The following is a 25,266-nucleotide window of genomic DNA, read 5'->3' as shown; positions in this document are numbered from 1 at the left end:
ATTTGGTGGATTAACGGCAAAGGGGATTGGAGTGATGTCTGATATTGATGAATTAATGCCTATTGCAAGTACGGTCTCCCAGGCAAAGGGCTGGGATGCATTTACCCGAGCGTTAATGCTTGCGGGCAAGGATCTTGATTTACTGGACGTGTCTTTGCGCACAGCACAAAACGCAGTAGAGGGGTGCGAAAGCCCTGTGTGGGTGAGCTATTGTTCTTCTGAGCAACAACTGAAAGCGTACTCGCCCAGTAAAATTATTCGTGGTGTGTTGGCCGTGCTGCTAGAAAAGGCCAATAGTTTAACTCCGACGCAACGCGCAGGGTTCGATTTTGACACTTACCTAAAACGTTGTCAGCTGGAGCGCTATTTAAGCCAATCTCGCGGCAATGGCATCAAAGCAGTGATAAATACCTTACGTCATTTTGCTGAGTGATGCTCTTCGTTAGGCAGTGGCGTTCGATTCTTAGCCTCAATCCACTGGCTCATGTATTTTGTTGCATTTAACGTGTGATGCCATACTAAGCCTTGCATAAATAAACCTTGTCGATGTTGAGCAAGTATCGTAGTTAATTGTTTGAGATGGGTACCGAGGTCGACTTGAGGTTTGTGCTGATCAAACTGATCAAGGCACGAGGCCGTTTTTTGACTGGCCTCTTGCCAACAGGACTTCTGTGTATAAAGTGCCACCGCATGTCTCACGTAGTCGTCAATGGTGTCAGGATCGTTCAGGTTGTCGTCACATATCGCGCCAGGCCACACATTGTGTAGGTTATCATCGACAATGCCTTCAGCGCCTATCCAGGTAGTGATGCTGGGCGTGGCACAACGCATGGCATCAAGTAGTTTTCCTTTTATACCCGCACCAAAACGCAAGGGAGCGATCAATACCCGTGCGTTGACCATAACTTCTTCTACACTGTCTGCCCAACCCTTCACTAAAAAACCTTGTTTCTCATTATGTAACTGAGTGGCTTTTTTAGGTGGGTAAGCACCATAGATATGAAGCTGTGCTTGGGGCAGCGCTCGGCGAATTTCAGGCCAGATATGTTGTTTAAGTTGAAGTACCGCATCCCAATTAGGGGCATGTCGAAAGTTGCCGATGTGAACAAAATGCGCTCTTGCTTCAAAACTGGGTGTATTTCTGACAATGGCGCCTGTCACCAGGGGGTGATAGTAAAGCTGTGAAGCAGGGACGCGATAGAAATCTTTCAGCAATGCCATTTCATATTGTGAAATAACTAATGTAATGTCGCTTCTTAGCATGGCGGCAATTTCTCGTTGCGCCAGTTCATTGTTGAGATTTGCCGTCATGGCATCGCCATTTGACTTTACTGCTTCATGGCGTGCTTGTCGTAAACTGTGCAAATCTTCCGTATTCAAAACACGAAGTGCATGAGGACAAGCTTCTTTCACTCGCCAGGAAAATTGCTCTTCAGTCATATAGCGGTCAAAGATCACGATATCAGGGTTAAGTTCTGCTATACGCGTGTTAAAGCTGCTGCAATTAAGGGCAATATCATAACTTGTCACACCTATCGCTGCTAAATCCACTTTATGTGCGCTATCAGTCGCAGCAGTAAAGAAGGAGACCTGGTAACCCGCTGCTTGGCACGAATGAATAATTGATAACATGTTTTGGCCGGCGGCAGAGGATTTGGGCTCAGGCCAGACATAACCGATTATTGCGACGTGTAAATTCATAGGGAGTACTACTTTTAAAAGGGAGAAAGCTTGAGCATTTGAACAAGACACACCCTGCTAGCTAGGCAAGTGACAGTGCCTTTAATGTTACCGCGTTTCGCCAGTTAACTCTAATGTTCATATTAATGACGCTTCAGTCAGTGCTAGCTTCTCTTTGGCGATGGTATTTGTTTGTTTTTTAAGTAATTGATGTCTATCGTTATGATTTTTTTCTACGCCTTAAGTTTTATTGACCTAGTCAAATTTTTGACCTATACCCTAAATACGTGGGGGCAATCGCTGTATCTCATTTTAAACGTCTGAACCCTGCATCGGAGAATGCTTGATAATGTATATAGATGAAATAGTTACAAAAGCTTCAGACCTTTTTGTATTGCCAGATTCCGTGACGCGTTTGAAGGCGTGTATGGATGACGAAGCGTCGAGTATAGATGACGTCGGCGACATTATCGCTTTTGATCCTTCCTTAGCGACTCAGTTGTTGCGGGTGGCAAATTCCGCGCTCTATCGTTTCCCCAATAAAATTGACACTATCACAAAGGCAATCCAAGTGGTGGGTACCCGTTCAACCTATGACCTTGCATTGGCTTACGGTGTGACACAAGCCTTTTCTGATGTGGATGGTCAGCAAATCGATTTAGACAAATTTTGGGAACAGAGTGTGTCCTGCGGTTTACTGGCTAAATATTTTTCAGATCTTCGCCATATTCGCGAGCCTGAACGCATGTTCGTAGCAGGGCTTTTGCACAATATCGGTGAATTAGTCGTAGTATCTATGTTGCCCGAAGCGGCGGCTCGTTGTCAGGCATTTAATACCCGCGTTAGCCCTGTACAATTACAGCAAAGTGTATTGGGTTTTTCGTATACATCACTTTCCGCTCAATTGATTGACAAATGGGGCATCCCAAGCAGTATTTCAGCGCCAATCGAAAGTATTCACGATGAGCCAGAGCAAACCGACGACGAGGAAAAGAAAATACTGCAATTGTCTTACGCGTTGGCGCTTGATAACGTCAATCCCGAAATTTACCCCAGTTATCATCATCTTAAACCGGCACTTCACGAGTCACTTTCGCTTAAACGCGAAGACTTAGAAGACGCGCTGGATATCACTAACCTGCAATGTATTTCTGTGATATCGCTGTTTAACCCCAATGCATTTATGTTGTATTAAGGTCTTTTCAGCAAGTCTGAAAAGACCGTTGCCATGTTGAGATTGAGAGGAAAACGCCGCTTTCTAGTCAAATATAGCGACGGTTTGTCGACTTATGGCAATGACTTCGTTGTCTTTATCCCAAATGGTTGCCTCGGTGTGTCCGTACCCATCCGCAGCTTGTCTTGTATGCGCCTGATACCCAAACCAATCTGTAGGTTCGACCGCTTTGTGCGGGTGAATAAACTCTAAGTTCCAACTGACTGTGCTTGCAGGTGCTGGCAGTTTCATCATTTGCAGTAATGTAGGGGGCCAGGCATCTATCATGGTAATGATATGGGCGTCAGTAATTTGCGATGGTGGCTGTTTAAACCGCATAAATCCGTGATAATGGCTGGTTTTTCTGCGCGTAAATGGGATACCACCTTCATCAATGGCCAAGTCAAAATAACGCAAAAACTTAGGCGTTACTTTTGGAATTTGAGGAATGAATTTGGCTTTGGTGGGTTGCCCCATATTGTGTGTTTCGTTGTTTTCTACGCGTATGGCAGACGTTCTCGCTACCCCGAAACAGGCCTGTGAGAAAACACAGCTTTTGCCTTCTTGAATGGCGTGCGCCGTGAACTGAGACACATTTTTACCGGTTCTCAATAGGGTGACTTCAATACTAAACGGGGTGTCTAACGATAATGGACCAACAAAATTAGTCGTAAAAGAGCGCAGCACACGGTTGTCTGTGACTTGTTGCTTAACCGCCGCATAAAGCATACCTGCAGATATGCCACCAAAAGCAGTTCTGCCTTGTCCCCATGTTTTTGGAATAATGAGGCCGTCAATTGTCCATGTGTTGTCAGATGTCTGGGTTAACGCAGGAAGTGTTAACAGTTCGTCTACCGTCATAAGCGCCTATCTGGTCTGATGAGTTAAAGAGGACTCATCCTACCTCAACCGCTAGTGAACAGAAAGACTCTGTTAGAAATTTTCGTTATGTTAACAAATAAGTAACAATAAGTTGTGTCTATTTTTACCTCATGCCTAGACTGTGGGTATTGTCACCTATAAGGACTGTTATGGCCCAATCTCATGTAGAAGAATTTCCCGCAACCGCAGCGGTAACCTCGAAAAGTTATCGAAACTACGTACTTTTTATTCTCACGTTGGTTTATGCCTTTAATTTTATCGACAGACAAATCATTGGCATTCTCTCGCCATTCATTAAAGCAGATCTCGGTTTAGATGACGCCCAATTGGGTTGGCTGAAAGGAATATACTTTGCGCTGTTATACACCGTCATGGGGATCCCGATCGCGTGGCTTGCCGACCGCTATAGTCGGGTTAACATTATTGCCGTGTCGTTAACCTTGTGGAGTGGCTTTACTGCTGCGTCTGGTTTAGCTGCAAACTATATGCAATTGGCTATCGCACGCATTGGCGTGGGGATCGGCGAGGCAGGGGGAAGTCCTCCTTCTCACAGCATTATTTCGGACCTTTTTCCTAAGGAAAAGAGAGCAGGGGCGCTTGCCATTTATTCACTGGGTATTCCTTTTGGAGTGATGCTTGCCTTTTTTGCATCGGCATTTTTTCTGCAAGGGGGCTCGGCAGATTGGCGTACGGTAATGTACAGCGTGGGGATCCCAGGGGTTTTACTCGCTATTTTGCTTAAGTTAACAGTTAAAGAGCCAAGCCGTTCTGTTTCAGCCACTTCATCCGAACAGCCTCACAAGCCCAGTGTCAAAGCTTCATTGAAGATGCTGCTTAAAATTCCTACATGGTGGGGCATGGCATTGGGTATTTCCTTTGGCTCTTTCGGAAATTACGCCATATCAACCTGGATTATCGACTACTACGTAAGGGCCTTTGCCGGGTTGGATATTACCCAGCTTTTAATTGTGTTTGGTATTATAAACGGTACTGCCTATGCGTTAGGAGTGTGGCTAGGCGGTTACATTGCCGATCGTTGGGGCAAGCACAATAAAAAGGCCTATGCGCTACTACCGGCGTTGGCATTGATCATTGGCGTGCCAGCTTTTTATGTCTCGCTACAAGTACACGACTTATGGCTGTCGGTGGGGTTAATGGCATTGTTGCTGTTCACCAGTGGTTCGTACCTTGGCCCCAGTTTCGCCATGGCGCAAACCTTAGCTCCCGTCAATGTGCGAGCTATGTCCACAGCGTTATTTTTCTTTGTCCTTAATATTATTGCCTTAGGTGGGGGACCCACACTTACCGGTATTATTAGCCAATCGCTGGTACCGTCACTGGGTGAAACGGAAGCGCTACGTCAGTCACTTATTTATTTGGTTGTACCTTATGCGTTGTCCATCGCAGTGTTTTTGTGGACCAGCACTAAAATAGTTAAAGACTGGGAAATGGCGGAAGGAAGAGGCTTGTAGTAGTATTTCTTTTCAGATCTAAGGGGCTGATTTTGAGCCCCTTTCTTTTTTAGTTTTACTTTGAGGTGACACGTGTCTTCATCTGAGTTGAGTTTTCATTTTGCTCACGCCAACGGTTTCCCCGCCAGCTGCTATAACGCTATGTTTTCTTCACTACCGCATCACTTCAATCGCTTACATGTAGAACGGTTTGGCCATGATCCTCAACTACCTGTAAACGGCAATTGGCGCAATCAGGTTAAGGAACTCATTCGCCATGTGGAAAGGGAAAACAAGGATCCCCGTGGTGTATTCGGTATAGGTCATTCGTTTGGCGCGGTCATCACCTATATGGCAGCTTGCGAAGCTCCTGAACTATTTCGAGGGTTAATACTGTTCGATCCTCCTTTGGTTGTGGGGCCACTGAGTCATTTTTTTAAGTTCGCAAAATATACCCCTCTTATCAATAAACTGACGCCAGCAAAGTTAGCTCAAACCCGCAATACTCGCTGGCCAGCTCACACCGATATGGAAGCATACTTTCACGGCAAAGCACTGTTTAGAGACATGGATAAGCGATGTGTTCGCGATTATGTGAATGCAGTGACAGCGAAAAAAGGCGATGCTATCTCACTGACATTTAATGCAGACGTTGAAGCGGCGTTGTTTCGCAATGTGCCGCACAACTTAGGTAAATACAAAGGCAAATTGAAATGCCCTGCGGTGCTGGTGACCGGCGAAAAAAGTCAGGTGTGTAAACCTGAAATGTACAAACGCTTAATGAAGCACAACGCCATATCTCACACGGTAATGAAAGGTGGTCATATGTTTCCGCTGGAGCATCCTGAAGATGTCGCGGCATTTATCACCGCGACTCTTACAACGTGGAACAATCAGTCACATTAAGTGGTGTGGTTAGTCAGATTTTGGGTTGGACTTGAGTCCGCCCACTGGTTGGCCCAACATTTCGCGGGTAACCAGCACAACGCCTTTTTCTGACACCCTAAAACCGCGTGCTTTATCTTGCGCGTGATCATAACCAATGGTTGTCCCTTCTGGAATAACACAACCGCGGTCAATAATGACCCGCTTTAGCTTACAATGGCGTTTAATTTCCACATCGGGCAGGATTACCGCGTCTTCGATCAGGCCATACGAGTGAACGCGAACGTTTGAAAAGCAAATTGAAGAACGCAAGGTCGACCCTGAAATAATACAGCCTCCTGATACAACAGAGTTGATAGCTTCTCCCCGGCGATCGTGATCTTCCCACACAAACTTAGCGGGAGGCAGTTGTTCCTGATAGGTCCATATCGGCCATTTTCTATCGTATAAATTTAATTGCGGTACTGGCGCAACCATCTCCATATTGGCTTCCCAGAATGAATCGATGGTGCCTACATCGCGCCAATACGCATTGTCACTGCCACTTTTCTCGAACGGATAGGCATAGACGGGATGATCTTTAATAATTGACGGAATAATGTCTTTGCCAAAGTCTCTCTGAGAGCCCATGTTTTCAGCATCAGCGCGTAACTGCTCAAACAAAAATTCGGTGTCGAAAACATAGTTACCCATAGAGGCTAAACAGCGAGTCTCGTCATTGGGTAATGGGGTAGGGTTAGCCGGTTTTTCTTCAAATCCTTTAATACGGAAATTTTCATCCACTGACATAACACCAAATGCGCCTGCCGCCTCCTTTATAGGCACAGACATACATGAGACTGTCATTTTGGCACCAGACTCTTTGTGCTGCGCTAGCATGTCACCGTAATCCATGCGGTAGATATGATCGCCGGACAAAATCATTACGTATTTGGGTAACTCATCGCGGATAATATCAATATTTTGAAAGACAGCATCAGCCGTGCCTTCGTACCAACTTTCAGAAAACCGTTGTGACGCAGGTAAAATCTCGACTGATTCACCCAATTCCTTTTTAAAATGTCCCCAGCCTCTTACCAAGTGCCTTATAAGGGAGTGAGATTTGTACTGGGTGACCACACCAATTCTTCTGATACCAGAATTAACGCAGTTTGAAAGGGGGAAATCAATGATTCTGAACTTGCCGCCAAAGTACAAAGCGGGTTTTGCGCGCCAGTTAGTTAGTTCATGCAACCGAGAGCCTTTGCCCCCAGCCAGAATAAGTGCATAAGTATCCCGTGTTAGGTTACTGATGTAACGAGAACTCTGATCTGCCATTTTCCAAAAACTCCTGTAATAAAGCGGTAACTTTGCATTGAAAGATATCTAAAAGAAAACGAAGGTGTGAGGTCTGCGGCTTTCCCCTTGGCGCAGCAAACCATGCACTCACTATGTCATTGCGCGAAAACCAACAGCTTAGAGGGTCTCGTTCTACTATCATTTTATATTACACAAGAACTCTCAGAAAAACAGTGACATTTTAATGCTTTGTTAATAATTACGTGCCATGTTGATTACTTACTTTTCGCTTTAAATTATGCACCTGTGAAGAAAAAGTAAACACTGTGATGGATTTACTAAAACGATTGCATCAGTGACATTTGTTAATTAAATGTTATATTTGTCTGGGACGTTGAAATTGGAGGCGCTAATGGATGTGTTAAAGAAGTTTTTAATGGTTGTCGGTGGGATTATTGTCTTATTTATTGCCACGAGCTTTGTTATACCCAAAGAGTACAGCGTTGAGCGCAGCATTACCATCGACGCGTCTCCCGCAGAGGTTTATCCCTACATTGTCGATTTGAAAGAGTGGCAAAAATGGGGCGTGTGGTTTAAGCGGGATCCTCAGATGACTTTGGATTATGCAGGCCCTGACCGTGCTATCGGTATGCGTTCTGAGTGGAAGAGTGAAACCGAAGGCAACGGTGAAATGGAAATTACGGAACTGGAACACAACAAGCGCGTGATATACCGACTTTATTTTCCGGAAATGGACATGGGGTCAACGGGTAGTATGGAGATACGGCCAGTATCCAACGGTACCCAAGTTACGTGGCGGGATGAGGGGCGTGTTGATAACAACCCGGTGAATAAGTTTTTTGTACTGTTTATCGACAAGCTAATTGGACCTGATTTTGAAATGGGGTTGGAAAACCTCAAAACCTTGGTCGAAAATCATGGCTAAGTTAGTTTTAGAATCGCGTTAGCACGTGATCTATCCGTGAGATAAACCCGTACCCCATTGGGTTTATCTTTCCCCTTCTATGGTGATGCGTCTTTAAGTGGGTGTAAACGGGTTTAATGGATAGCAACAAAAAACGTCTGGTCGCGGGGCTTTCCCTAAATAAGCTCGCAGACTTACTTATCTCAGCTAAAACCACCTTACCGGCCTTGCTCGTACTTTTATCTGCACCAAGTTGGATGGTTGGATGGCTGGTGCCCATCAGAGAATCTGGCGCTTTACTTCCACAAGCAGTACTCAGCTTCTATTTACGTAGGCACAGTGCAAGGCACGTGGTGTGGCGAGTGGGCATGGTCGTGCAAATCGCCAGTGCATTAGTGATGCTGTTGTCTGTTGTGCTTTGGGATGGTGTAGTGGCTGGCGCCGTTATTCTATTGGCCTTAGGCCTTTTAAGCCTTGGTCGCTCAGCGTGCTCTCTTACGGCGAAAGACATACAAGCGGATATAACAAAAAAAGGTGAGCGGGGTCACCTCATTGGAATAGCATCTACGCTATCTGGTGTGGTTACTGTTGCGATCGCTTTACCCTTAATCATGCTTAGTGACACATTCAACATGCCTATGCTGATGGGGATTTTGGCATTGAGTACTATGGCATTCTTCGCAACCTTGATGTGTATGTTGCCCCTTCGTACTCATGTTGATACTGGGTACACTCAAGCTGACTTATTCAGCGTGAACTTTGACAGTACGGTGTATAAGTTTATCGTTGTGCGCGGGCTATATGTGCACTCAGCCCTTGTCGCGCCTTATTTCATGCTGCAAAACGAAGACAATGTGGGCAATCTCTTGCCAATTTATATTGGGGCAGAGGCCCTTGCTACCTTGTTGTCCTCACTCATATGGGGCAAGCTTGCCGACAAAAGTGCTCGGCTTACCCTTCAGGTAGCGGGTATCTTGGCATTGCTCGCTTGTGTAGGGTTATTATTAACACAAGGCAATACGTTATCTATTTCAGCAGGCTTGTTCTTTATGCTTTCTATTGCCCACGCCGGTGTGCGTACAGGCCGCAAAACCTATAGTTTAGACGTTAAAGAAGGGCATGAAAGAACAGAATTGGTGGGATTTTCAAATACCAGTATTGGTCTGATATTACTGGCCTTTGGAGCGTTATATGCGGCGCTCACACCTATGCTATCTTTTTCAGTGGTTTATATTATGGCGGGTTTTCTGGTTGTCGCCATTGTTAGCACGGTGCTGTTACCCAAAGAAAAATAAAGGGTACGTGGATGTTCAGTACCCTTTTATAGACAGGTGTTTAGAAAATTCAAGCGCCTGAATGGTTGTGTTAGCGCTTGTGTCTTGTCGTTATTGATTTAAAAGCGCGGTTGCGACTTTTGAAATAGGCGGTCTGCCCAGCAAATCTTGTACAAATCTGGCGGTGTCGAGCAGTTTGTCCATATGCACACCTGACGATATGGCCATACCGTTTAGCATGTAAACCACGTCCTCGGTGGCAACATTGCCACTGGCACCTTTGGCATAAGGGCAGCCTCCCAGTCCCGAGATGGCAGAATCTATGGTGGCAACGCCGTAGGTCAACGCCGTGTAGAGGTTGACCAATGCCTGCCCATAGGTATCGTGGAAGTGGGCGGCAGTAACGTTAACTGGCAGGTGCTTTAGCACTTCATCGAGTAACGCACTTGTCGCGCCCGGCGTACCAGTGCCAATGGTGTCACCCAATGAAATTTCATAGCATCCCATGTCATACAAGGTTTTTGCTACCTGTGCTACCGCATCTGGGGTTATATGGCCTTCATAAGGGCAACCCATTACACACGATACATATCCGCGCACAGGAATATGGTGTGCTTTAGCCATTGCTATCACGGGCTCAAAGCGATCCAGGCTCTCGCTGATAGAACAATTAATGTTCTTTTGAGAAAAGGACTCAGATGCCGCGCCGAATATGGCAACTTCATCAACACCCGCTTCCAGCGCTGCTTCCAACCCTTTTATATTGGGCGTAAGCGCAGCGTACCTGACCCCGGGTTTTTTATGTAGCTGCTTAAATACGTCGCCAGAATTAGCCATCTGCGGCACCCATTTCGGTGAGACAAAGCTGCCAGCTTCAATTCTTTGCAAACCTGTATCAGAAAGCAAATTTACCAGAGAGACTTTGTCCTCGACACTAAGTACCTGTTTTTCGTTTTGCAAGCCGTCCCTAGGGCCGACTTCAACAATACTAACGCGGGTAGGCAAACTCATTGTATTTACTCCTCGCCCGAATTACGGCTGTTAATTCCGTCGCTATCTAGGTCGTTCGGGGTGGCGCTAAATTCAAGTAAGGTGGCTCCACCATCGACCAGTTCGCCGGCTTGGTAGAAAAAGCTTTCCACCGTACCCGACTGTGGCGCAATAATACTGTGCTCCATTTTCATCGCTTCCATGATGAGAATAGGTTGACCCTTTTCAACAGGTTGACCGGGCTCAACCAGTAGCGCAACAATGGTGCCGTTCATCGGTGCATTGAAATTAGCATCGTGATCAGCACTGTTATCCTCACCCAGAGAAGGCGCGACAACGTTGAAGGTGGCATGGGTTTCATTGCCAAATAGCGTGAACTGCCCGTCATTGTGGGCATAGCTGTAAACGGTTTTATATCCATCTATTACTGCGTTTAGCACTTGCACGCCGCGATCACTGACTGCAATTTCTCCGCATACGTTGTAACAGCGTCCGTCAATAGTGACCTGCCAGGTCATATTGCCGGCAGTTTCCACGTGCTTAACGGTAACATCGTGTGATGTGTCATCAACAGTCAGAGACAAGGTTTCACAATGGTGTGAATTGGCTCGCCATGCACCTGTGTTACGCCATACCGAAAGCGGGTTACTTCTGTTGCTATGAGCGGCATTCTTTATACGTTGACGGTAAGCCAAGGTCAGTAATGCCATCGCGGGTAGGGTAAGGTGGGTGAATTGTTCACTTTGTTCAACAGGCGCGAACAGTGCGTCGTGGTGCTTTTCCACAAAGGTCGTCGTCAGTTCAGCCTTGGCAAATGCAGCATTACTTGCCACCCGTTTTAAAAACGCAATATTGGTTGAGACACCTTCGATATGATAGTCGCCAAGCGCATGTAGCAAGCGCTTAAGGGCCACTTCTCGGGTTTCACCCCACACCACCAGTTTAGCGACCATGGGATCGTAAAACACGCTGACGTCGTCGCCTTGCTCAACGCCGGTGTCTACGCGTACCACGTCACTTTCTACAGGTGGTTTAAGAAGGTGAAGCGTGCCGGTGGACGGCAGAAACTCGTTGTTAGGATCTTCGGCGTAAATACGTGCTTCAAACGCATGCCCTTTAAGGGTTAATTCTGTTTGTTGTTTGGGAAGCGGCTTACCTTCGGCAATGGTTAATTGCCATTGAACAAGGTCTTCTCCTGTGATCATTTCGGTGACAGGATGCTCTACCTGTAAACGGGTATTCATTTCCATGAAGTAGAATGAGCCATCTTCATCGAGCAAAAATTCCACCGTTCCCGCGCCCACGTAATTGATGGCTTGTGCGGCAAGAATGGCTGCTTCACCCATTTTTTCACGAACGTCCTGTGACATATTGGGTGCAGGTGCTTCTTCAATGATTTTCTGATGACGACGCTGAACTGAACAATCCCGTTCGAACAGATACACCCCGTTGCCGTGTGTATCACAAAACACTTGGATCTCTACGTGACGCGGCCGAGTTAGGTACTTTTCCACTAACATGTGGTCGTCACCAAAACTGGCCATCGATTCCCGTTTGGCCGCGCTTAATGCTTGCGAAAATTCTTTTTCGCTCCACACCTGACGCATGCCTTTACCACCGCCACCTGCAGCTGCTTTCAACAGAACGGGGTAACCCATTTCATCCGCAGCAGCTTTTAATACGACTTCGTTCTGATCATCACCGTGGTATCCCGGTACCAGCGGCACGCCGGCCTGTTCCATAATATGTTTGGCGGCCGACTTAGATCCCATGGCTTCAATTGCAGAAGCGGGTGGGCCTACAAATATAATGTCATTGTCTGCACATTGTTTAGCAAAACCTGCATTTTCTGATAAAAAACCGTAGCCGGGGTGTATGGCATCAACGCCGAGTTGTTTGGCTTTTTCTATTATCAGTTCACCACGCAGGTAGCTTTCTTTTGATGGGGAGGGCCCTAGATAAACCGCTTCGTCGGCCATTTTCACATGACGAGCATGGGTATCGGCATCTGAATACACGGCAACGGTTTTTATCCCCAGCGCGTTAGCTGTTTTAATCACTCTACAGGCAATTTCGCCGCGATTGGCGATGAGCAATTTATTAATCATTTATGTTTCTCCCCGCTAGAGGTTTTTTTCCCGCTATGGTGTTGTTTCTCGCTAGAGGCGTCTTTCTCGCTAGAAGCCTTTTCCACCCATGCGGCGCTGCGTTTTTCTAAAAACGCGCTTAACCCTTCCTGACCTTCTTGTGACGTGCGAACCTGTGCAATTCGCTGACTGGTCTGGTGTAGCAAGTTGTCATCAATGGGTTGAGACGATACCCATTGTACCAAGGCTTTTGCCTGAGCAACGGCTTGTGGTCCGTTTTTAACAATGTTAGCGATGATGTCATCGATGGTGCTGTCTAATTCACTTTCAGTAACCGCTTCACTTAGCAGCCCTAAGCGTCTGGCTCGGCGAGCAGAAAACACCTCTGCGGTTTGAAAGTAACGGCGGCATACGCGACTGCCCATCGCTTCTATTACGTAGGGGCTAATAGTGGCGGGGATCAGGCCAATGCGGACTTCACTCAGGCAGAATTTACTGAGTTTGCTACCTATAGCGATATCACAACACGCAATAAGGCCTACTGCTCCACCAAAAGCGGCACCTTGCACCCGTGCAATGGTGGGCTTGGGCAAGCTATACAGCGTTTGCAACATAGTGGCTAAGGCCATCGCATCAGCTTCGTTTTGCTGCTGGGTGTAGCTCGCCATCCTTTTCATCCAGTTTAGATCGGCTCCGGCGCTGAAGCTCTTTCCTTTGGCCTGCAAAACAACCGCGCGAACCTGGCTGTCTTCGCCTGCTTGTCTGAAAATGCGGGTGAGTTCACCAATCATCTCATCGTCGAAGGCATTGTGTTTCTCTGCGCGGTTAAGTGTGACGAATGCGACGTTACGCTCGTCTACTAGATAAGTTACGGCTTGTTCCATGTTCATCGCTCCTACATTCTGAAAATGCCAAACTGGGTATCTTCGATGGGTTTATTTAACGTTGCAGATAAAGAAAGCCCCAGTACCAGACGGGTATCAGCGGGATCTATCACCCCGTCGTCCCATAGACGTGCAGAGGCGTAATAGGGGTGCCCTTGTTTTTCGTAAGTATCAATAACAGGTTGTTTAAACGCTTTTTCTTCGTCTTCGCTCCAGGCTTCACCCGCGCGTTCTTTTTGATCCCGCTTGACTTGCGCAAGCACGCCCGCCGCTTGTTCTCCACCCATTACCGAAATGCGCGCATTAGGCCACATAAACAAAAAACGTGGATCGTATGCTCGACCACACATACCGTAGTTACCCGCGCCAAAGCTTCCACCGATGAGCACGGTGAGTTTAGGTACATTGGCACAGGCCACTGCCGTTACCATTTTGGCTCCATGCTTAGCAATACCGCCGTGTTCATATTGTTTGCCCACCATAAATCCGGTGATATTTTGTAAAAACACCAGCGGAATTTTACGCATAGAACAAAGCTCGACAAAGTGTGCGCCTTTCAGTGCACTTTCACCAAATAGAATACCGTTATTCGCCACAATACCTACTGGGTAGCCAAATATTCTGGCGAAGCCACATACCAGTGTAGTGCCATATAAAGGTTTAAATTCGTCAAAATCAGAGTCATCCACAATGCGAGCAATAATTTCGCGTACATCGAAGGTTTGCCGACTGTCAGCAGGCACGATGCCGTAGATTTCCTTACTGTCATAGCGCGGAGGTTTAACTTCTGCTAAGTCAGAGAAATCCGGTTTGGTACGGTTTAATCTGCCTACTGCGTTTCTGGCTAGCGACAATGCGTGATGATCGTTGTTGGCTAAGTGATCAGCAACCCCTGAAATGCGGGTGTGGACATCGCCGCCGCCGAGTTCTTCGGCACTGACCACTTCACCGGTGGCCGCTTTTACAAGCGGTGGACCACCTAGAAAGATGGTGGCTTGTTCTTTAACGATGATGCTTTCATCCGCCATCGCTGGTACATAGGCGCCACCAGCTGTACACGAGCCCATCACCACGGCAATTTGTGGAATGTTTTTCGCCGACATATTGGCCTGATTGAAAAAAATACGACCGAAATGTTCGCGGTCGGGAAAAACGTCATCCTGACGGGGCAGGTTAGCGCCGCCAGAATCAACCAGATAGATGCAGGGTAGGTTATTTTGTTCTGCAATGGTTTGCGCACGTAAATGCTTTTTCACGGTCAGGGGGTAATAGGTGCCCCCTTTAACGGTCGCATCATTGGCGACAATCATACACTCAATACCATTCACTACACCTATTCCAGCGATAACGCCGGCGCAGGGAACATAGTCTTCATACACTTCCCATGCTGCCAACTGGCCAATTTCTAAAAAGGGCGTGTCTTTATCGATAAGGGCATTAATGCGATCGCGAGGAAGCAGCTTGCCTCGAGAGACATGGCGCTGGGCAGCATTTTCACCGCCGCCTTGCGCAATTTGTTCTATTTTAGCAAGAAGGTCATTAACCTGAGCTTGCATGGCTTCGCTGTTAGCCACAAAGGTTTCTGATTTTACATTTATCGTCGAATGAAGAACGGGCATGACCCCTCCTTATGTGACAGCCTCCAATCAAGGAGGCTGTGTTAGCGTTTGTTGTGATAAGCGGCGTTTAGGCAGTTAGCTTACGCATTACTTAGATTCGTTAAACAATTCACGGCCAATAAGCATACGGCGAATTTCAGACGTGCCAGCACCAATTTCATACAGCTTGGCATCGCGCAATAGACGGCCAGTAGGGTATTCATTGATATAGCCATTACCACCCAGTAACTGAATGGCATCAAGGGCCATTTTAGTGGCCAATTCTGCAGAATAAAGTATGGCACCAGCTGCATCTTTACGGGTGGTTTCTCCGCGATCACATGACTTGGCGACTGCGTAAACATAGGCACGAGCAGCATTCATTTGGGTGTACATATCTGCCACTTTTCCCTGAACCAACTGGAATTGACCTATTGATTGACCAAACTGTTCACGGTCGTGAATGTAGGGCACAACAATGTCCATGCAAGCCTGCATAATGCCAAGTGGGCCACCTGATAACACGAGGCGTTCGTAATCGAGGCCGCTCATCAGCACACGTACCCCTTCACCTTCTTTGCCGATAACATTTTCTGCCGGCACTTCGCAGTCCTCAAATACCAACTCACAGGTATTTGATGAACGCATACCTAATTTATCCAGTTTTTGGGCGCGGCTGAAACCGGGGAAATCCCGTTCAACAATAAAGGCGGTGATGCCACGAGGGCCCGCATTTGGGTCGGTTTTTGCGTAAATGACAAAAGTGTGTGCATCAGGCCCGTTAGTGATCCACATCTTGTTGCCGTTTAAGATGTACTTATCCCCGCGTTTTTCCGCTTTGAGTTTCATACTGACCACGTCAGAACCTGCATTGGGTTCGCTCATGGCCAAGGCTCCAATGTGTTCACCTGACACGAGTTTAGGTAGGTATTTTTCCCTTTGCGCGTCGTTACCGTTTTTAAATATTTGATTAACACACAAATTGGAATGGGCGCCGTAACTCAGGCCGATACCTGCTGACGCACGACTTACTTCTTCCATGGCGATGGTATGGGCAAGATAGCCCATTTCAGACCCGCCGTATTGCTCTGACACCGTCACGCCAAGCAAACCCATCTCTCCCAGTTTTGGCCATAGGGCATTAGGGAACTGATTGTCTGTATCGGCTTTTTCGGCAAGCGGGGCAATTTCGTTTTGCGCAAATTGATATACCTGATCGCGCAACATATCGATGTCTTCGCCAAGGCCAAAGTTTAGGGTAGGGTAAACAGTGTTCATGCAATTTTTCCTCGTTTGAGTTCTGCGAGTTCTTCGCGGCAACGCGCCTCTACATCGTCAAGTTCTGTCATTAACATTTGAATATCTTCAAGTTGTTGACGGAGCACTGCGCGTTTTTGTTCTGTCATTTCCAGCATGGCTTCTAACTGAACCGCTGAATTGGGGTTACTGTCGTACATGTCGAACAACGTCTTCACTTCTGCAAGGGAAAAACCCAACCGTTTACCGCGCAGAATAAGTTTTAGTCTTACTCTGTCCTTGTTCAAATAAACGCGGTTCTGTCCAGTTCTCGAAGGGGACATTAAACCTTGCTCTTCGTAAAATCGAATTGAGCGAGGTGTAATATCGAATTCTCGAGCAAGCTCGCCAATTGCATAAGTCGTTTCATCGTCGTACTTGTTCATTACATGTACCTTGTTGCTAAGCTCTTTATTGCCACCTCATGTTGTTAACGGGGCGGTTGTAATTAATTCAGTAAATAACGTGTCTAGCACTTTGGTGTTATTCAACCAGTGTGTACACAGACGCTAAACTAAAACACAGCGTGTAGTTGACACATTATCAGTGCAGGTTTACGTTAACGTTAATTACAATTTACGTTAAGGTAAAGTAACATTTTACTAACGTCAATTTTTCATGGTGTCAGTGTCGAGTTGTCACCATAATGGGTGTTTACTTTTGTATACAACCAGTGCAGGTTCAGCACGTGGGTATTTAATTATTTATAAGATTTAAGGGCACAATATGAACAATGAATCAGTAGTTATCGTCGCGGCAAAACGCACGCCTATGGGCGGCTTCAATGGCAGTCTTTCAGCCATGACGGCCACGCAACTTGGTGAGGTGGCGATCAAAGCCGCTTGTGAAGATGTTGATGTGTCTGTGATTGATGAAGTCATCATGGGGTGTGTACTGCCAGCTGGCTTGGGACAATCACCGGCTCGTCAAGCCGCCTTGGGCGCGGGACTACCACTAAGTGCGGGCGTGACCACTATCAATAAAGTGTGCGGTTCAGGCTTAAAAGCGGTAATGTTGGCTCATGATTTGATTAAGGCAGGCAGTGCCAGCTCCGTGGTAGCAGGTGGTATGGAAAGCATGAGTAATGCGCCTTATATGCTACCTAAAGCGCGCAGTGGATATCGGATGGGGCACGGCCAAGTGCTTGATCACATGATGCTAGATGGCCTTGAGAATGCTTATGATGGCAAAGCGATGGGGTGTTTTGCCCAAGACACTGCCGATGAAGAAAATATTTCCCGAGGTGAAATGGACGAGTTCGCCTTGAGTTCACTTTCCAAAGCCCATGAAGCAATAAACAGTGGTACGTTTAACGACGAAGTCGTACCGGTAACTGTGGCAAGCCGAAAAGGCGATGTAGTGGTAGACACTGATGAAGGGCCCGGTACTGCGCGTCCTGAAAAAATTCCTACTCTGCGCCCTGCCTTCAAAAAGGACGGTACGGTGACGGCGGCAAATTCAAGCTCTATTTCTGATGGTGCCGCCGCACTGGTGGTAATGAGTGAAAGTAAGGCTAATGAATTGGGTTTAGCGCCTCTTGCACGTGTAGTCGCGCATGCAACGCACTCTATTGCGCCTGAGCAATTTACTGTCGCGCCAGTAGGGGCAATGGAAAAAGTGCTTGATAAAGCGGGTTGGTCAAAAGACGACGTAGATTTATTCGAAATCAATGAAGCCTTTGCTATGGTGACCATGCTGGCAATTAAAAAGCTTGGGCTCGATGAGAGCAAAGTTAACGTAAAAGGTGGCGCCTGTGCGTTGGGTCACCCCATTGGTGCATCGGGTGCGCGAATTCTAGTGACTCTGCTTCATGCATTGAAACAACGGGGTGGCAAAAAAGGCATTGCTTCTTTGTGCATTGGTGGCGGCGAAGGGGTAGCATTGGCCGTAGAAATGCTCTAATCATTACTATTGATAGTGATCAAAGTGGCGCCTATTACGGTGCCACTTGTGTTTACATGGTGTGAAATTCCACTGTAAATAATGATATTTCAATATAAATAGCGTGTAACTTGGGCAAATTGTTGAAAGTTAACGTAAAAATATTGCAATTTAGGGGATTAAGATAAATACTTGCCGTTTGTCATGATTGTCACGAAAGTAATAGAGGATCGGTTGAAACGAGTGAGAAACCGTTGGTTAACCATCATAGCTAGCTGGGCTGCGCTACTTGTCATTGCCCCTGCGTACGCGTACAACGAAAACACCGTGATTAACGGGCAGCTCGAAGAGGTGACGTATTGTATCGACCCGAATTGGGCTCCTTATGAGTCGATTCACAACGGTAAGCATATTGGCATTTCTGCTCAGTATATGGCTTTGATTGAAGAGCTAGCATCACTGAAATTTTCGTTGGTGCCTACCGACAGCTGGCAACAAAGTCTTTCTTATGTGCAGCAGGGAAAATGTCAAGTGATCCCCATGCTCAATACTTCAGACTACCGCAAACAATTTCTCGATTTCAGTTTACCTTATTTTGAAGCGCCCAACGTGTTAGTGGCTAAAACAGGCATGCCAATGTTGCAGGGGTATGCTGGGATAGGTAACCGCACTGTTGGGATAGTACAAGGCTATCGCCAGGTAGAATATATCTCGCGTTATTACCCGAGTTTACGCCTGAAACTGGTAGCCTCTGAAGAAGAGGGGTTACAGCAACTTGCCAAGGGCGAGTTTGATGTATTAGTAGGCTCAATAATGAGTGTCAACATGCACATCAATAACCTTAATTTAAAGGATTTGGTTATTGTGGGTTATGCCGAACCCTTTGATTCGCTGGCATTCGGGGTGAATAAGTCTTATGGGCATTTAGTAGACAAGCTCAATTACGCGATAGAGCATATTCCTGAGCGGCAAAAAGTAGAAATTTACAAAAAGTGGAACAATGTACAGATCCGCTATGCGCGAAATTATACCGTGATGTTATTGTCAGTGGTAATCGTGCTTTTGGTACTTTTCTGGCTTATAGCGCGTAAGCGCTGTATTGTCCGATACAACCGAATCATAAAACAAAAGAATGACGAAATTGGTTCGCTTCAAGCAAATTTGCTTGAGAAAAATAAAACCCTCGCCTTTTTATCGGCACACGATAAAGTCACTGGTCTGTACAACCGCAATCACATGATACAGCGCGCAGAAGAAGAAATTTCGCGCTTCCACCGGTTTCATACCACCGCATCATTAATTGTGATTGAGCTGACAAGTATTAACAACGACGTTGCTTCATCATTAGTAGGTAAAGAAGAGGCATTAAAAGCGGTTGCGGCAAGTTGTTTAGACACGGTACGGGAAGTCGACGTAGTGTCGCGCTTCACCGGCGAGCAATTTATTATTTTGTGCCCGCAAACAGAACTGGCGTCTTCTAAACATTTAGCGGACAGGTTGATGGCTTGTATGCTAGGGCATCGACTGCTCTCAACAACTTTCAAAATTGCCATGGGTATGTCTGAATTGCGTGAAGACGAAGAATTTACCGACTGGTTTGAACGCACCAATAAGGCACTTTTTCAATCAAAGCGCCTTGGGTACGGTGTGGTATCTGTTGCCGAAGGGTAACAAAATGTTAGCAGGGTAGGGACCGTGACGAGGCCCCTCTTAAATCAATGGTTCGTAATGCCACTGGTGAGAGTCGTAGTGAATGTATGCTCTGTCGTATTCACGCTCAGAACGCCAGTTGCGGTTGTTTAGCTTAGCCGACACACCAGGGTAAAGGCGTTTGTTGGCAATCAACTTGATATCAGACTGGTAATTTTCTTTTGCCCGCTGAACGTCATTGGCTTTGTTTTCAAGCCATTCCAGCAAGGCACTTTCATTTTTGAACAACTCCAGTGCCTCTGCCACTTTGCGTTGAAGCTCTTTAGGCACTTTCTTATTTTGTATTAAGTTAATCTTTTCGCGGTGTTTTAAGTTGTTCTCTCGGATCTGTTTTAACAAATCATCAAGTGAGTCTTTGCGTTCAAGCAGCAGATTAAACCCTGGGCTGAAATCGACTTTCAATGTACTGCCCGATACCGCTCCTAATGTGCCTGCTTCTACTTTGTCCTGACTAACAATATCGCAGGCAAACAAGTTACCCATGGGCTTGTCTATTTGCCCTACAATTACAGCACCACCGCAACGCAATCTGCTGTAGGCCAACTGACGGCCAACAGTAACATTGCCATTACACTGGATATCAATACCTTGTCCATGTTGAACGTGTACGCTGCCCGCAGCAACTAAACGGCATTGAAATTCACCTTCAGCATCATTCACTTTACCCATTGCACCTTCGGTGATGATAATATCGCCACCTGATTCAATGTAAGCAGACTCTACGAAACCATTAATGGTGACATCACCGGCTGCTTTAATTTCCATTTTTTCAGTTACATCACCGTTTACCAGTACCGCGCCTTCATAATTTACGTGACCTGACCCCACGTTTACGCCCGTGCAGATAAAGGTGTCATCAACGGTCATGATTTGATCGCGATATTTAGGCATGCCAGATATGGCGGCGATTAACAGGTTTTCGTCATTGTCGGCAAGTAGAGTGCCGCCACCCATTTTAAAATCGACCCATTCACCAGCCGTTGAGGGTAGGCTATTACCTTTGACGTCGAAACCATTGCGGCCCTTAGTGGGCTGAGTTCTGCGTAATACAGGCGTGTTGATTTTTACACAAATCACTTCACCTAAATTGCGCATGTCTACCCGTTCGCCTTTTCCTGTTTGGGGCTTTAACACCCGTTCCAGTGCATTGGGTACAAGCGGCACAAATCTAGAGTTTTTACCGTTTCTGGCAGGAAGGCCTTTGGCTACGGTTTCTTCAATAATGCTACCCGGCGCTAATTGCTGAGCCTTTTTAAGCATAGTCGTGATGATTTTAGTACTTAGGCCACGTTTGACGTTGTTTTTTATTGCTAGTGATTTGATGGTTGCGAGAGACGGTAATTTACCGCCGAAGGGGGTAGTAATTACCAGGTTTGCATGCATGGCGTCTTCAGGGATGCGGAATTCAACTTCGGCATTTTTGCGTTCCCCAATTCGCTCTTGTACTTCAGTTTTGTCACTGGTTTTAAAATAGTGGTTGGCGGTATCACAGGCTGATTTTAGCGCCTTTTCTGACACGTAAAGATTCTTTGTTTCACCAGTAGCGAGTTTTTCTTTGATTGCGCTTACACTGACTTCCGAGGAAAATTCTGCAGGCTTTAATACTAAATTTATGTAGGTTCTTGACTTGTCGAAACTAATTTCTACGCCATTCATAACTTCTATTTCCTTGCGCACTTGTAGTTTTGTTATCGGCGGCGCCTATCGATTGTTTAACGTTGAATAAATGTAAGGCGAATGGCACAGAGAAGATACATTCGTGGAATCGCTCAACGTTACCGCGAAAGGCACCTATAATCTATGCTTATCTGCCTCATCCGTCAAAGATTTTCGGCGTATTGATATAAGGCTCGTAAAATCGCCTGCTTTGCTGGATCATCATGGTGTTGGTGAGCCAGTTGCTCCAGCTTCATCATGTAAGGTTCAATGGTGATAGAGCCATGAAATGCACTATCGGTCAATCGCGCTTGGCGATGATGTTGCCATTTCTGCATTTCATCTGCGGTCAACGTGTTGGGGAAATTCCGTGCGCGATAGCGAAATAACAAGCGCCTTAGGTTCTCGTTTTGGGTAGCATGGGCAAGCGTAGCTAAATCATCTGGGGAGGAGTTAATCACTTGCTCACACCAACGCTTATCTTCGTCACTTAAAAAACCACCGCTGTAAAGTGCGTGATCAATATCTAATTCATTGTCATAGGTTTCATGCTCATACACTTGTCGCAATTTATCTGCCAAGCCATCGGTGCTCGCAAGCTTACGGTAGTTGTCCAGACAGGTTTCTCGGTCTAGACCTAACCGCTTGGCGTTCTCCTCGGTCATCGCTTTTGCCGAAGTAATAAAAGGCGAGCGGTTAGCATGAATAAGCTTTAAACCAGGGCGCTCTAACGGGGAGTCGTAATCATCTGAAGGTGCATATAATGCCTGTTTGATTTCTTCTGCTGAGTCATAGAGCAGGGTGTCAATGTTATGACTTAAATCTATCGCGATAAAGGCATTGTTATTGGTGGGGTGTTTTGCAATTGGCATAACCCACGTGCAACAGCCTTGGGCTGCGGGAAGTTTCGAAGATATATGTAGCAGAACTGATGGCTTTGAAAGATCAATCTGTTGCATGACGACTTGTTTGCTGCGCAGCGAATAGGCATAGTCAAACAGTCTGGGTTGTGTTTCTTTTATTAACTTTGCCAGTGCGATAGTGGCATAAACATCACTTAACGCATCATGTGCATTGTCATGACCAATATTATTGGCACCTGTAAGTGCTTCTAACTTAAAAGAAGGTGCGCCATCTTCGCGAGTAGGCCAGTTTATCCCTTCCGGTCTCAGTGCGTAACAGGCGCGGGCGAGATCAATAATATCCCAGCGACTATTACCATTGCGCCATTCTCTCGTATAAGGGTCGTAAAAATTCCGATAAAACAGGTATCGCGCGACTTCATCGTCAAATCGAATACTGTTAAACCCCACGCTACAGGTGTTGGGCGCGGCCATTTCCTGAAATATTTTAGCTGCAAAATCAGCTTCATTTGAGCCATCACGCAAAGTTTGCTGTGGGGTAATACCGGTCACTAAACAGGCTTCTGGATGGGGAAGGTAGTCATTAGCAATGGCACTGATGATATTGATCGGCTTGCCGATTACATTGAGATCTAAATCTGTCCGAATGGCGGCGAATTGACATGGGAGATCTTTTTGCGCACTGGTACCGAATGTTTCGAAGTCGTACCAAAGGAATGTAGGAGTATGCATAACTACCGAAGCGTGTTTGAAATTCTAATTGGCGGGTAGTTTACACTGCACGGATTTGAATACCAAACGGCGTGGGCTAATTGATCTTTTATTCACTTAAGAGGCATGAGCACGATGGACGTTAAGGTGACCAATTAGGGACTTTATCGCTTCTGGCTATGTTTACCCTTGCCAAAGTGATAGGTTTATAACACGTCGAGCGGCAGGCATACTTCATTCAGTCAATTCCCCAATCGCGCTTCTATACGTGCATTGGGACGACATTATGAGGCGAGCTGCACCAACGCTTTTTCATGCACAATTCACAATTAACAACAATAAAAATTGGGAGAGCACCTTGTTTAAGTATCGTTTTACATCACTAAAAAAATTGGCGATTACCGGGGTAAGTCTATTTTGCTTGAATGCAGCTGCATTCGCAGAGTCTGAAGATAATCATTCTGCCAAAGTGGCCATTGCCATCCATGGCGGTGCGGGCACTATTGTTAAATCGTCAATGACTCCGGAAAAAGAAGCGGCCTATACATCAACGCTGAAACAGGCAGTAGAACATGGATATGCCTTATTAAAAGCAGGAGAAAAAGGTGAAGTTGCCGTGGTTGAAGCCATTAAAATATTAGAGACGTCACCGCTTTTTAATGCGGGTATCGGCGCTGTGTATACCTTTGACGGCGAGCACGAACTGGATGCATCAATTATGCACGGAGGCACTAAAAACGCGGGTGCAGTCGCTGGGGTGAAGACCATCAGAAGTCCAATCGAAGCGGCGCTTTTGGTCATGAACGCGTCGCCACATGTCATGCTGTCAGGTAAGGGGGCAGAAGCGTACGCCGCTGAAAATGGATTGGAACAGGTTGATAATCGCATATTTGACACCGAGTTTCGCAAGCAGGCGCTGGATAAAGCGAAAGCGCGAATGGCACAGGCATCCAATGGATACGGTACTCAGCAGGGAACCGAGCGCTTTGGTACGGTTGGTGCCGTTGTGCTAGATAGTGAGGGTAACATTGTCGCAGGCACTTCAACCGGTGGTATGACAGCCAAGCGTTATGGGCGTATTGGGGATTCCCCGGTGATTGGAGCCGGTACCTATGCCGACAACGAAAGTTGCGCCGTATCAGCAACGGGTCACGGCGAGTATTTTATTCGCTACAATGTGGCGGCGGATATATGCGCCCGCATGAAGTATCTTGGTATCAGTCTTGCCGAAGCAGCAGACAGCGTGGTTAATGGCGTATTGGTTAAGGCTAAAGGCGATGGAGGTGTTATCGCTATCGATGGTCAGGGCAATATTGCCATGCCGTTTAATTCCAAGGGGATGTATCGCGCCAGTGTTGACACCGATGGCCACGTGACAGTCGCCATCTACCAAGATTAAATGTAATTTTAATGTTAAAAAGTGCTGGCTTGCCGACCTTTCTCAGTCTAGTCTTATTAATGAGCAATAGGCTCAGGTGTGAGGGATAACTTTCACACGTGGAATAGATATATTGAAGTGCCGTAACGCCAAACGCTAGCAGTATCGGCCACAATAGGTGCCACGGCTGGAGAATGTAAAATGGAATCGTTGCAAGTCAGTGACTATATGAATACTCACCCGGTTAAGCTTAATGTTGATATGCCCGTCGCGCAGGCCGTTGAAGCATTGCTTTCAAGTGGTCAAAGCGGTGGGCCAGTACTGGATAGTAAAGGGCGAGTAGTCGGCTTTTTATCTGAGCAGGACTGTATCGCGCAAATGATAGCGTCTAGCTATTACAGAGAGCAGATATGCCGAGTGGGGGAAATAATGAAAACCCCGGTTCTGAGTATCAAGCCTTATATGTCGGTCATTGAATTAGCGCAAATGCTGCTGAAAGAAAAACCACGGGTATACCCTATTGTGGATGATGACGGTGTATTGCTGGGGTGCATCAATCGTACCGCAGTTTTGCGTGCCATCGATGTACAACTCAATGACGGTTACCGCCGAGCGGGTTAGTTG

Annotated in this window: 21 protein-coding genes; 10 read left to right on the top strand and 11 right to left on the bottom strand. The window is 46.5% G+C overall.

Annotated features, from left to right (window positions below):
* Nucleotides 1-34 precede the first annotated feature (34 nt).
* On the top strand, nucleotides 35-433 hold the full coding sequence (locus ACMCM8_RS09140; RefSeq protein ID WP_412722344.1) for a SufE family protein: 399 nt from the start codon (nucleotides 35-37) through the stop codon (nucleotides 431-433).
* Here the strand turns inward: ACMCM8_RS09140 and ACMCM8_RS09135 are convergent.
* Nucleotides 418-1,701 (bottom strand): glycosyltransferase, encoded by a 1,284-nt coding sequence (locus ACMCM8_RS09135; RefSeq protein ID WP_412722343.1) that lies wholly within the window; start codon nucleotides 1,699-1,701, stop codon nucleotides 418-420. The genes ACMCM8_RS09140 and ACMCM8_RS09135 overlap by 16 nt on opposite strands.
* Nucleotides 1,702-2,029: 328 nt before the next feature.
* Between ACMCM8_RS09135 and ACMCM8_RS09130 the strand changes: the two genes are divergently transcribed.
* On the top strand, nucleotides 2,030-2,875 hold the full coding sequence (locus ACMCM8_RS09130; RefSeq protein ID WP_412722342.1) for an HDOD domain-containing protein: 846 nt from the start codon (nucleotides 2,030-2,032) through the stop codon (nucleotides 2,873-2,875).
* 63 nt (nucleotides 2,876-2,938) lie between these two features.
* On the opposite strand, the gene ACMCM8_RS09125 is transcribed toward ACMCM8_RS09130, so the two are convergent.
* Nucleotides 2,939-3,754, bottom strand: coding sequence for an acyl-CoA thioesterase (locus ACMCM8_RS09125; RefSeq protein WP_412722341.1), 816 nt, complete (start codon nucleotides 3,752-3,754; stop codon nucleotides 2,939-2,941).
* A gap of 170 nt (nucleotides 3,755-3,924) precedes the next feature.
* Between ACMCM8_RS09125 and ACMCM8_RS09120 the strand changes: the two genes are divergently transcribed.
* Nucleotides 3,925-5,247: a spinster family MFS transporter gene (locus ACMCM8_RS09120; RefSeq protein WP_412722340.1), complete on the top strand. Its 1,323-nt coding sequence runs from the start codon at nucleotides 3,925-3,927 to the stop codon at nucleotides 5,245-5,247.
* A 72-nt stretch (nucleotides 5,248-5,319) separates the two neighbouring features.
* Entirely contained in the window at nucleotides 5,320-6,132 is an 813-nt protein-coding gene (locus ACMCM8_RS09115; RefSeq protein WP_412722339.1) for an alpha/beta fold hydrolase, read from the top strand.
* Nucleotides 6,133-6,141: 9 nt separating this feature from the next.
* On the opposite strand, the gene glgC is transcribed toward ACMCM8_RS09115, so the two are convergent.
* On the bottom strand, nucleotides 6,142-7,428 hold the full coding sequence (gene glgC, locus ACMCM8_RS09110; protein ID WP_412722338.1) for a glucose-1-phosphate adenylyltransferase: 1,287 nt from the start codon (nucleotides 7,426-7,428) through the stop codon (nucleotides 6,142-6,144).
* Nucleotides 7,429-7,801: 373 nt separating this feature from the next.
* Here glgC and ACMCM8_RS09105 point away from each other — a divergent pair, with 373 nt between their 5' ends.
* Entirely contained in the window at nucleotides 7,802-8,335 is a 534-nt protein-coding gene (locus ACMCM8_RS09105; protein ID WP_412722337.1) for an SRPBCC family protein, read from the top strand.
* Between the two features lie 116 nt (nucleotides 8,336-8,451).
* The gene (locus ACMCM8_RS09100; RefSeq protein WP_412722336.1) at nucleotides 8,452-9,609 is read left to right on the top strand and encodes an MFS transporter; all 1,158 of its coding nucleotides are present in this window, start codon (nucleotides 8,452-8,454) and stop codon (nucleotides 9,607-9,609) included.
* A 90-nt stretch (nucleotides 9,610-9,699) separates the two neighbouring features.
* Here the strand turns inward: ACMCM8_RS09100 and ACMCM8_RS09095 are convergent, their stop codons facing one another.
* The 6 genes from ACMCM8_RS09095 to ACMCM8_RS09070 all read right to left on the bottom strand — a co-directional run bounded on the left by ACMCM8_RS09095 (nucleotide 9,700) and on the right by ACMCM8_RS09070 (nucleotide 16,829).
* Nucleotides 9,700-10,599, bottom strand: a complete 900-nt coding sequence (locus tag ACMCM8_RS09095) for a hydroxymethylglutaryl-CoA lyase (RefSeq protein ID WP_412722335.1) — start codon at nucleotides 10,597-10,599, stop codon at nucleotides 9,700-9,702.
* Between the two features lie 5 nt (nucleotides 10,600-10,604).
* Nucleotides 10,605-12,686 (bottom strand): acetyl-CoA carboxylase biotin carboxylase subunit, encoded by a 2,082-nt coding sequence (locus ACMCM8_RS09090; RefSeq protein ID WP_412722334.1) that lies wholly within the window; start codon nucleotides 12,684-12,686, stop codon nucleotides 10,605-10,607.
* Nucleotides 12,683-13,549, bottom strand: a complete 867-nt coding sequence (locus tag ACMCM8_RS09085) for an enoyl-CoA hydratase/isomerase family protein (RefSeq protein ID WP_412722333.1) — start codon at nucleotides 13,547-13,549, stop codon at nucleotides 12,683-12,685. Before ACMCM8_RS09085 ends, ACMCM8_RS09090 begins: the two co-directional genes overlap by 4 nt.
* 11 nt (nucleotides 13,550-13,560) lie before the next feature.
* Nucleotides 13,561-15,168 (bottom strand): carboxyl transferase domain-containing protein, encoded by a 1,608-nt coding sequence (locus ACMCM8_RS09080; RefSeq protein ID WP_412722332.1) that lies wholly within the window; start codon nucleotides 15,166-15,168, stop codon nucleotides 13,561-13,563.
* 87 nt (nucleotides 15,169-15,255) lie between these two features.
* Nucleotides 15,256-16,425 (bottom strand): isovaleryl-CoA dehydrogenase, encoded by a 1,170-nt coding sequence (locus ACMCM8_RS09075; RefSeq protein WP_412722331.1) that lies wholly within the window; start codon nucleotides 16,423-16,425, stop codon nucleotides 15,256-15,258.
* Nucleotides 16,422-16,829 carry a MerR family transcriptional regulator gene (locus tag ACMCM8_RS09070; protein ID WP_159625046.1) on the bottom strand — a complete coding sequence of 136 codons (408 nt, stop codon included), beginning with the start codon at nucleotides 16,827-16,829 and terminating at the stop codon, nucleotides 16,422-16,424. Before ACMCM8_RS09070 ends, ACMCM8_RS09075 begins: the two co-directional genes overlap by 4 nt.
* Nucleotides 16,830-17,169: 340 nt before the next feature.
* Here ACMCM8_RS09070 and ACMCM8_RS09065 point away from each other — a divergent pair, with 340 nt between their 5' ends.
* Both ACMCM8_RS09065 and ACMCM8_RS09060 read left to right on the top strand, forming a co-directional pair.
* Entirely contained in the window at nucleotides 17,170-18,345 is a 1,176-nt protein-coding gene (locus ACMCM8_RS09065; RefSeq protein WP_412722330.1) for a thiolase family protein, read from the top strand.
* Nucleotides 18,346-18,567: 222 nt separating this feature from the next.
* Nucleotides 18,568-19,995, top strand: coding sequence for a diguanylate cyclase (locus ACMCM8_RS09060; protein WP_412727566.1), 1,428 nt, complete (start codon nucleotides 18,568-18,570; stop codon nucleotides 19,993-19,995).
* A gap of 39 nt (nucleotides 19,996-20,034) precedes the next feature.
* Here the strand turns inward: ACMCM8_RS09060 and ACMCM8_RS09055 are convergent, their stop codons facing one another.
* Together ACMCM8_RS09055 and sbcB are read right to left on the bottom strand one after the other, a co-directional pair.
* Nucleotides 20,035-21,690 (bottom strand): DUF342 domain-containing protein, encoded by a 1,656-nt coding sequence (locus ACMCM8_RS09055; RefSeq protein ID WP_412727564.1) that lies wholly within the window; start codon nucleotides 21,688-21,690, stop codon nucleotides 20,035-20,037.
* Nucleotides 21,691-21,854: 164 nt separating this feature from the next.
* Complete coding sequence (sbcB, locus tag ACMCM8_RS09050; RefSeq protein ID WP_412727562.1) at nucleotides 21,855-23,285, bottom strand: exodeoxyribonuclease I; 1,431 nt, start codon at nucleotides 23,283-23,285, stop codon at nucleotides 21,855-21,857.
* A gap of 337 nt (nucleotides 23,286-23,622) precedes the next feature.
* On the opposite strand from sbcB, the gene ACMCM8_RS09045 reads away from it, so the two are divergent.
* Nucleotides 23,623-24,663 carry an isoaspartyl peptidase/L-asparaginase family protein gene (locus ACMCM8_RS09045; RefSeq protein WP_412727560.1) on the top strand — a complete coding sequence of 347 codons (1,041 nt, stop codon included), beginning with the start codon at nucleotides 23,623-23,625 and terminating at the stop codon, nucleotides 24,661-24,663.
* A 180-nt stretch (nucleotides 24,664-24,843) separates the two neighbouring features.
* The gene (locus ACMCM8_RS09040; RefSeq protein WP_412727558.1) at nucleotides 24,844-25,263 is read left to right on the top strand and encodes a CBS domain-containing protein; all 420 of its coding nucleotides are present in this window, start codon (nucleotides 24,844-24,846) and stop codon (nucleotides 25,261-25,263) included.
* Nucleotides 25,264-25,266: the final 3 nt, after the last annotated feature.

The sequence above is a fragment of the Alteromonas sp. D210916BOD_24 genome, assembly GCF_047159385.1.
GTDB lineage: Bacteria > Pseudomonadota > Gammaproteobacteria > Enterobacterales > Alteromonadaceae > Alteromonas.
This window is presented reverse-complemented; position numbering and strand designations above follow the sequence as displayed.

What these genes read in the sequence shown, in the direction of transcription:
- ACMCM8_RS09080 (WP_412722332.1), bottom strand. Translation starts at nt 15,168, where the DNA reads ATGCCCGTTCTTCATTCGACGATAAATGTAAAATCAGAAACCTTTGTG.
- ACMCM8_RS09095 (WP_412722335.1), bottom strand. Translation starts at nt 10,599, where the DNA reads ATGAGTTTGCCTACCCGCGTTAGTATTGTTGAAGTCGGCCCTAGGGAC.
- ACMCM8_RS09055 (WP_412727564.1), bottom strand. Translation starts at nt 21,690, where the DNA reads ATGAATGGCGTAGAAATTAGTTTCGACAAGTCAAGAACCTACATAAAT.
- ACMCM8_RS09075 (WP_412722331.1), bottom strand. Translation starts at nt 16,425, where the DNA reads ATGAACACTGTTTACCCTACCCTAAACTTTGGCCTTGGCGAAGACATC.
- ACMCM8_RS09065 (WP_412722330.1), top strand. Translation starts at nt 17,170, where the DNA reads ATGAACAATGAATCAGTAGTTATCGTCGCGGCAAAACGCACGCCTATG.
- ACMCM8_RS09125 (WP_412722341.1), bottom strand. Translation starts at nt 3,754, where the DNA reads ATGACGGTAGACGAACTGTTAACACTTCCTGCGTTAACCCAGACATCT.
- sbcB (WP_412727562.1), bottom strand. Translation starts at nt 23,285, where the DNA reads ATGCATACTCCTACATTCCTTTGGTACGACTTCGAAACATTCGGTACC.
- ACMCM8_RS09090 (WP_412722334.1), bottom strand. Translation starts at nt 12,686, where the DNA reads ATGATTAATAAATTGCTCATCGCCAATCGCGGCGAAATTGCCTGTAGA.
- ACMCM8_RS09070 (WP_159625046.1), bottom strand. Translation starts at nt 16,829, where the DNA reads ATGAACAAGTACGACGATGAAACGACTTATGCAATTGGCGAGCTTGCT.
- ACMCM8_RS09085 (WP_412722333.1), bottom strand. Translation starts at nt 13,549, where the DNA reads ATGGAACAAGCCGTAACTTATCTAGTAGACGAGCGTAACGTCGCATTC.
- glgC (WP_412722338.1), bottom strand. Translation starts at nt 7,428, where the DNA reads ATGGCAGATCAGAGTTCTCGTTACATCAGTAACCTAACACGGGATACT.
- ACMCM8_RS09140 (WP_412722344.1), top strand. Translation starts at nt 35, where the DNA reads ATGTCTGATATTGATGAATTAATGCCTATTGCAAGTACGGTCTCCCAG.
- ACMCM8_RS09135 (WP_412722343.1), bottom strand. Translation starts at nt 1,701, where the DNA reads ATGAATTTACACGTCGCAATAATCGGTTATGTCTGGCCTGAGCCCAAA.
- ACMCM8_RS09130 (WP_412722342.1), top strand. Translation starts at nt 2,030, where the DNA reads ATGTATATAGATGAAATAGTTACAAAAGCTTCAGACCTTTTTGTATTG.
- ACMCM8_RS09120 (WP_412722340.1), top strand. Translation starts at nt 3,925, where the DNA reads ATGGCCCAATCTCATGTAGAAGAATTTCCCGCAACCGCAGCGGTAACC.
- ACMCM8_RS09105 (WP_412722337.1), top strand. Translation starts at nt 7,802, where the DNA reads ATGGATGTGTTAAAGAAGTTTTTAATGGTTGTCGGTGGGATTATTGTC.
- ACMCM8_RS09100 (WP_412722336.1), top strand. Translation starts at nt 8,452, where the DNA reads ATGGATAGCAACAAAAAACGTCTGGTCGCGGGGCTTTCCCTAAATAAG.
- ACMCM8_RS09040 (WP_412727558.1), top strand. Translation starts at nt 24,844, where the DNA reads ATGGAATCGTTGCAAGTCAGTGACTATATGAATACTCACCCGGTTAAG.